Origin of the sequence: Isoptericola sp. NPDC057191 (genome assembly GCF_042670225.1) — a bacterium.
Lineage (GTDB): Bacteria > Actinomycetota > Actinomycetes > Actinomycetales > Cellulomonadaceae > Isoptericola.
Genome location: NZ_JBHUWC010000197.1, coordinates 1 through 7,455, shown reverse-complemented (window position 1 = coordinate 7,455; position 7,455 = coordinate 1). Strand labels below are relative to the sequence as shown.

The following is a 7,455-nucleotide window of genomic DNA, read 5'->3' as shown; positions in this document are numbered from 1 at the left end:
CCCCGGAGGCCGGCCGAGGACGGGTCCAGGCCGATCGCCTCCCCGACGTCGGGCAGGTGCGGGGCGAGGGGCGGCAGGGCGTCGAGGGACGTCCAGCCCATCCGGTCCAGGAACTCCCCCGTGGTGCCGAACAGCACCGCGCCGGTCATCGGGTCCTGGCCCGTCTCGGCGATCAGGCCACGCGCCAGCAGGGTGCGCACGACACCGTCCACGCTGACGCCGCGCACCGCGGACACCTGACCGCGCGTGACCGGCTGGCGGTAGGCGATGACGGCGAGCGTCTCCAGCGCCGCCTGGCTGAGCCGGGACGACTGCCCCTCGAGCACGAAGGCTCCCACGACGTCGGCCTGCGCCCGCGCCGAGTAGATGCGCCAGCCGTCGGCGCCCTCGCGCAGCTCGAACCCGCGGGGACGCCCGCCCGTCTCGCCGCGATACTCCGCCGCCAGCTCCGCGAGCACGGCGGACACCTCCGGGACCGGGCGCGCCACGCCCGCAGCCAGCCGCTCCACCGGCACCGAGGCCTCCGCGACCATGAGCACCGCCTCGAGCGCCGCCGCCAGCCCGCCCGGAAGGTCGTCGACGTCCACCTCGACCGCGAGCGCCCCGGCGGCCACCGCCTCCTCCGCTCCGGCGGCGTCGCTCCCTGGACCGGCGCCCGAACCGGTGCGGTCCGACTCGGCCGGCGCAACGTCCGTGCCGGCCTCCGTCTCCTGCGTCATGCCACGACCTCCGTCATGTCCTGCCCGCCCGCGGCAGGCCCGTCCGTCCCGCCGTCCTGGGCGAGGGACCCGTCGAACTCCTCGAAGCCGGCGGCGAGCTCGCCGTCGTCCTCCCCGTCACCGCCCGGCCCTCCGTCGTCGGCCGTCCAGCGCACGGTGAGCTCCCCGAGAGCCGACGCCTGCTCGAAGGCGACCCGGCCGTTGCGGAACAGCTCCAGGAGGGCGAGGAAGCGTGCCACGACCACGAGCCGTTCCTCGCCCGCCACGAGCGCGCGGAACGTGGCGACGTGCTCGCGCCGCAGCCGCCGTGCCACGACGCCTGCCTGCTCCCGGACGCTCACCGCGGGGGCGTGCAGGTGGTCCAGGCCCACCACGGGAGGCGCCTTCGGCTCGAGGGCCTTGGCCGCCAGCTCCGCCAGGCGGGCGCCGTCCAGCGTCCACACGAGCTCGGGCAGGAGCGCCGTCAGCTCCGGCTCCAGCGGCACCGACCGCGGCACCCGTCGCCCCTCGGTCTCCAGGCGCTCCGCGAGGATGCCGGAGACCTCCTTGTAGGCGCGGTACTGCAGCAGCCGCGCGAACAGCAGGTCCCGGGCCTCGAGGAGCTCCAGGTCCTCGGCGTCCTCCTCGACGAGTCCCGGCAGCAGCCGGGCCGCCTTGAGGTCCAGGAGGGTGGCCGCGACCACCAGGAACTCGCTCGCGGTCCCGAGGTCCCACGACGGGTGCTCCTCGCCGCGGGCCGTCGCGGCGCGCGCCTCCTCGTCGGCCGCCCGGATGTGCGCCACGAACTCGTCGGTCACGGCCGCGAGCGCCACCTCGGTGACGTCGAGCTCGTGCTTCGCGATCAGCGAGAGCAGGAGGTCGAACGGCCCGGTGAAGTTCGTGAGGTGCACCTGGAAGCCCGCGGCCGGGGCCTCGGGCTCCGCGACGTCGGCGGCAGGCCCCGCGGCGACGTCAGGCGGCGTCACCACGGGCGACGAGCTCGCGCGCGAGCTGCCGGTAGGCGGCGGCCCCGGCGTGCGTCGGGGCGTAGTTGGTGATCGGCTCCGCGGCGACGGAGGCGTCCGGGAACTTCACGGTGCGCCCGATGACGGTGTGCAGCAGGGTGTCGCCGAAAGCCTCGTGCACGCGGGCCACGACCTCGCGGGAGTGCAGCGTGCGCGAGTCGTACATGGTCGGCAGGATGCCGTCGATCTCGAGCGCGGGGTTGAGCCGGTCGCGCACCTTCTCGATGGTCTCCACGAGGAGCGCGACGCCGCGCAGCGCGAAGAACTCGCACTCCAGCGGGATGAGCACGCCGTGGGCGGCCGTCAGCGCGTTCACCGTCAGCAGCCCGAGCGACGGCTGGCAGTCGACCAGGATCACGTCGTAGTCGTCCAGGGCAGGACGCAGCGCGCGGGCCAGCACCGACTCGCGGGCCACCTCGCCGACGAGCTGCACCTCCGCCGCGGAGAGGTCGATGTTGGCGGGCAGGACGTCGAGACCCTCGATGTGGGTGGGCTGCCGGACGTCGGTGAAGCTGACGTCCCGCTCCATGAGCAGGTTGTAGACGCTCAGTTCGAGGTCGTGGGGACTGACGCCCACCCCGACCGACGCGGCGCCCTGGGGGTCGAAGTCGACGAGCAGCACCCGGCGCCCGTACTCGGCCAGCGCCGCACCCAGGTTGATCGTGGTGGTGGTCTTGCCGACGCCACCCTTCTGGTTGCACATCGCGACGATGCGCGCGGGCCCGTGCGAGGCCAGCGGCGAAGGGTCGCGGAAGTCGGGCATCGGCCGCCCGACGACGTCGGTGCGCGGCTCCTCGAACCCGCCGGCCGGACTCCCCGGGGCCGGGCTGGTCGCGGTGTCCGCGGCCGGTGAGGCGTCGCTCGTGGTCGTCTGCGTCATGGTGTCGCTCCCGAGTCCCTCGCTCACCTGCGTCACGCTACCCCAGCCCCTGGCGGGGCCCGGGCGGCACGCCGGGCGCGCCGCCCTTCACCGCCGGCATCGCATCGTGGGTGCTGACCTGATCCTCAAGACCGCGGGATGAGGATCAGGTCAGCACGCACGATGGACACCGGGCGTCAGCCGAGGGCACGCGGGTGCGCGGCGGCGTACACCTCGCGCAGCGCGTCGGGAGTCACCATCGTGTAGATCTGCGTGGTGGTCACGGACGCGTGGCCGAGCAGCTCCTGCACCACGCGGACGTCCGCGCCGCCGGCCAGCAGGTGGGTCGCGAAGGAGTGCCGCAACGTGTGCGGGGACACGTGCTGGGTCAGGCCGGCGCGCTCCGCCGCGCCCTGGAGCACCGACCAGGCGCTCTGCCGCGACAGCCGGGCGCCGCGGGTGTTGAGGAACAGCGCCGGGGTGCCTCGGCCCGCGGACGCGAGCGGCACCCTGGCCCGCACGAGATAGGCCTCGAGGGCGGTGCGGGCGTACGACCCGACCGGGACCACCCGTTCCTTGTCGCCCTTGCCCCGCAGCCGCACGGAGCCCGCGCCCGCCAGATCGTCGTCCCCGGCGCCGTCGGCAAGCCCGTCCACGTCGTCGACGTCGAGCCCCACGACCTCGCTGATGCGTCCGCCGGTGGAGTACAGCAGCTCCAGCAGCGCCCGGTCGCGCAGCGGGACCGCACCGTCGCCGGCGCCCGCCGCGTCGAGCAGCCGGGCCACCTCGTCGACCGACAGCGCATGGGGCAGACGGCGCAGGGTGCTCGGCGCGTGCACCTGCGAGGCGGGATCGGCACGCGTCACGCCCTCGGCGTGGGCGAAGCGGTGCCAACCACGCACGGCGGCGAGGGCGCGCGCGGTGGACGACGGCGAGAGCGGGGCGCCGCCGTCCGACCCCTGCCGCAGCACCACCACGTAGCCCTCGACGTCCTGCTCGCCCACGGCGTCCAGCCCGGGGCGCCCGGTGGCGGCGAGGTGGCGGGCGTAACGGTCGAGGTCGCGCCGGTAGGCCGTCACGGTGTTCGCCGACAGCCCACGCTCCACCCCGAGGTGCGCGAGGTACTCCTGCAGGGCGGTCGTCAGCGCGGGCGGCAGGGGCGGGACGGGCGACGAGTCGGGCACCGGCCCATCATGCCCCGTGCCAGCGACGACGCGGCCGAGCGGGTCGGCGCGTGCCCGGTCAGAACGGCAGGAAGACGTCCACCGCCACGGCGATGAACAGCACCGTGAGGTACGTGATCGAGCCGTGGAAGACCTTCATCGCGCCGAGCTTGCCGCGCTCGGGGTGGCCGGCGCGGCGCAGCATCGCGATCACGAGGTACAGGAACCAGGCACCGGAGGCGATCGCGACGACGGTGTAGAACCACGACATCCCGGCGAGCGGGACGAGCGCGAGGGAGCAGGCGATCATCGCGGCCGTGTGCGCGACCATCTCGACGGCCACGCGCCGGTCGGTGGCGACCACGGGGAGCATCGGGACGCCGGCGTTGGCGTAGTCCCTCTTGAACTTCACCGACAGCGGCCAGTAGTGCGGGGGCGTCCAGAAGAAGATGACGCCGAACAGCGCCACGGCCGCCCAGCTGAGGGACCCGGTGACCGCGGCCCAGCCGATGAAGACGGGCATGCAGCCCGCGATGCCGCCCCACACGATGTTCTGCGGCGTGCGCCGCTTGAGGATCATCGTGTAGCCGACGACGTAGATGGCGATCGCGGCGAAGGTCAGCCAGGCCGACGGGACGTTGACCAGCAGGGCGAACCACAGCAGGGACACGACGCCGAGCGCCGTCGCGAAGATCAGCGCGGCCCGCGGGGTGATCTCTCCCGTGGCCAGCGGGCGTCGCTTGGTCCGGTTCATCACCTGGTCGATGTCGCGGTCCAGGTAGCAGTTGAAGACGTTCGCCGACGCGGCCGCCAGCGTGCCGCCGACGAGCGTCAGGAGCACGAGCCCCAGCGACGGCAGCCCGCCCTCGGCCAGGATCATCGTGGGGAGGGTGGTGACGAGCAGGAGCTCGATGATGCGCGGCTTCGTCAGGGCGACGTACGCGCTGACGCGGTCGCGCCACCCCTTGCCCGACCCGTGGCCCGATCCGTGGCTCGGCTCGTGGTCCTGTCCCTCGCTCGTGTCCGCGGACGCGCCGCGGCGGTCCGCCCGGACGGCATCGGCACGCTCCCGCTCCGCCCGCACCGCAGCACGGGTGGGCGTCGAGGGGTGGGGCGTCGTGGTGCTCGTGGTGCTCACGCGCGTGCTGGTCCGTTCTCGGCTGGGGGTCCGGGGAGCTCGGGCGACGTCGTTCGGTCGCCGCCTCATCGTACGCCGAGGTCATCGGCGGGGCGGCCCGGGTCACGACCCACCCGCTGTGAGAAATGTCCGACCCGGTGTCACCTCCCCCGCCGGACGGCCCGCCCGCCGCCCCGTACCGCCTCCGCCCACCAGGTGGGACGGAGCCCGCCGCGACAGGCGGCGCGGGAATGCTCGGCGCTAGGGTGGTGCTGCACAACGGTGAACAGCGGGCCGCCCGTCCGGTCCGGCCCCTGCCGCCGTGCCCCGCCGCGACGCGTCGGATCCTGCCGGGTCCGACCCTGCGGCGCCCCGTACCGGCAGAGCAGCAGCAATCACCCGGGGGCTCGCTCCGGGCAGGAAAGAGGCACATCTGTGAACGCGTTCGACCCCGTCGTCGCCCCGCTCGAGTGGAACTCGCTCGACGACCGCGCGGTGAAGACCATCAAGGCGCTGGCGGCCGACGCCGTCGAGAAGGTCGGCAACGGCCACCCCGGCACCGCCATCTCCCTGGCTCCCGCCGCGTACCTGCTCTTCCAGAAGACGATGCGGCACGACCCGTCCGACCCGCACTGGGTCGGTCGTGACCGGTTCGTCCTCTCCGCGGGCCACTCGTCGCTCACGCTGTACCTGCAGCTGTTCCTCGCCGGCTACGGCATGGAGATGGCCGACCTCGAGGCCCTGCGGACCTGGGGCTCGCAGACCCCCGGCCACCCGGAGTTCCGCCACACCCCCGGCGTCGAGATCACGACCGGCCCGCTCGGCCAGGGTCTGGCCTCGTCCGTCGGCATGGCGATGGCAGCGCGCCGCGAGCGCGGGCTGCTCGACCCGGACGCCGCGCCGGGCGAGTCGCCCTTCGACCACCACGTCTTCGTGATCGCCTCCGACGGCGACCTCCAGGAGGGCGTCACGTCCGAGGCGTCGTCGCTCGCCGGCACCCAGAAGCTGGGCAACCTGGTCGTCATCTGGGACCAGAACAAGATCTCGATCGAGGACGACACCGACATCTCCTTCACGGAGGACACCGTCGCCCGCTACGCGGCCTACGGCTGGCACACCCAGGAGGTCGACTGGACCTCGGGCGGCACCGGCTACGCCGAGGACGTCGAGGCGCTGGCCGCCGCGATCGCCGCCGCGAAGGCGGAGACCGACCGGCCGTCGTTCATCGCGCTGCGCACCATCATCGGCTGGCCGTCGCCCACCAAGCAGAACACCGGTGGCATCCACGGCTCGGCGATGGGCAGCGACGAGGTCGCGGGCCTCAAGACGGCCCTGGGTCTCGACCCGGAGGCCACGTTCGCCATCGACGACGAGGTGCTCGCCTACACGCGCTCCGTGGCCGAGCGTCAGTCGGAGCAGCGCGCCGCCTGGGACCGCTCGTACGACGCGTGGCGCACCGCCACCCCGGAGCGCGCCGCGCTGCTCGACCGCCTCGTGGCCCACGAGCTGCCCGCGGGCTGGACCGACGAGCTGCCCGTCTTCGAGGCGTCCGAGAAGGGTGTCGCCACCCGCGCGGCGTCCGGCAAGGTCCTCACCGCGCTCAAGGACGTGCTGCCCGAGCTGTGGGGCGGCTCCGCCGACCTCGCGGGCTCGAACAACACGACGATGGACGGCGAGCCGTCCTTCATCCCCGTCGAGCACGCGACGAAGAAGTTCCCGGGCCACCCGTACGGCCGCACGCTGCACTTCGGCATCCGCGAGCACGGCATGGGGTCGATCCTCAACGGCATCGTGCTGCACGGCCTGACCCGCCCGTACGGCGGCACGTTCCTGCAGTTCGCCGACTACATGCGTGCGTCGGTGCGCCTCGCCGCCCTCATGGAGATCCCCACCACGTTCGTGTGGACCCACGACTCGATCGGGCTCGGCGAGGACGGCCCCACGCACCAGCCCGTCGAGCACCTCGCCGCGCTGCGCGCCATCCCCGGCCTCGACGTCGTGCGCCCCGCCGACGCGAACGAGACCGCCTGGGCCTGGCGCGGGATCCTCGAGAACACCGCGAACCCGGCGGGCATCGTCCTCACCCGGCAGAACGTGCCCACGTTCCCGCGCGGCACAGACGGCTTCGCCGGCGCCGAGGGCACCCTCAAGGGCGCCTACACCCTCCTGGACGCCACGAACGACGAGACCGGCGCGCCCGACGTGATCCTGGTCGGCACCGGCTCCGAGGTGCAGCTCGCCGTCGAGGCGCGCGAGGCGCTGGCCGCCGAGGGCGTCGCCGCCCGCGTCGTGTCGATGCCGAGCCGCGAGTGGTTCGACAAGCAGGACGAGGCGTACCGCGAGTCCGTGCTGCCGTCGGCCGTGAAGGCGCGCGTCTCCGTCGAGGCGGGCATCGCCCAGGGCTGGCGCGACGTGGTCGGCGACGCCGGCCGCAGCGTCTCCCTGGAGCACTACGGCGCGTCCGCGGACTACCAGACGCTGTACCGCGAGTTCGGGATCACCGCGGAGGCCGTCGCGGCCGCGGCCCGGGAGTCCCTCGCCGCCGTGCGCGGCGCTGGCGACGCTGCCTGAGCACTCGTAGATTCCCAGGTGG

6 protein-coding genes are annotated in these 7,455 nt (G+C 73.9%); 1 reads left to right on the top strand and 5 read right to left on the bottom strand.

Going from position 1 to position 7,455, the window contains the following annotated elements:
- From ACFT55_RS17770 to ACFT55_RS17750, 5 genes are all read right to left on the bottom strand, one after another.
- Nucleotides 1-719: SMC-Scp complex subunit ScpB (locus ACFT55_RS17770; protein WP_380245171.1), on the bottom strand; the 719-nt coding region annotated here is incomplete at its 3' end.
- A complete protein-coding gene (locus tag ACFT55_RS17765; protein ID WP_380245170.1) occupies nucleotides 716-1,687 on the bottom strand; it encodes a segregation and condensation protein A in 972 nt (323 codons plus the stop codon). The genes ACFT55_RS17770 and ACFT55_RS17765, both read right to left, overlap by 4 nt.
- Nucleotides 1,671-2,486, bottom strand: a complete 816-nt coding sequence (locus ACFT55_RS17760; RefSeq protein WP_380245172.1) for a ParA family protein — start codon at nucleotides 2,484-2,486, stop codon at nucleotides 1,671-1,673. Before ACFT55_RS17760 ends, ACFT55_RS17765 begins: the two co-directional genes overlap by 17 nt.
- Before the next feature lie 293 nt (nucleotides 2,487-2,779).
- On the bottom strand, nucleotides 2,780-3,766 hold the full coding sequence (gene xerD, locus ACFT55_RS17755; RefSeq protein WP_380245169.1) for a site-specific tyrosine recombinase XerD: 987 nt from the start codon (nucleotides 3,764-3,766) through the stop codon (nucleotides 2,780-2,782).
- Between the two features lie 58 nt (nucleotides 3,767-3,824).
- Nucleotides 3,825-4,883, bottom strand: a complete 1,059-nt coding sequence (locus ACFT55_RS17750) for a heme o synthase (protein ID WP_380245168.1) — start codon at nucleotides 4,881-4,883, stop codon at nucleotides 3,825-3,827.
- 414 nt (nucleotides 4,884-5,297) lie between these two features.
- Here ACFT55_RS17750 and tkt point away from each other — a divergent pair, with 414 nt between their 5' ends.
- Nucleotides 5,298-7,433 carry a transketolase gene (gene tkt / locus ACFT55_RS17745; RefSeq protein WP_380245167.1) on the top strand — a complete coding sequence of 712 codons (2,136 nt, stop codon included), beginning with the start codon at nucleotides 5,298-5,300 and terminating at the stop codon, nucleotides 7,431-7,433.
- The last annotated feature ends 22 nt before the right edge of the window (nucleotides 7,434-7,455 follow it).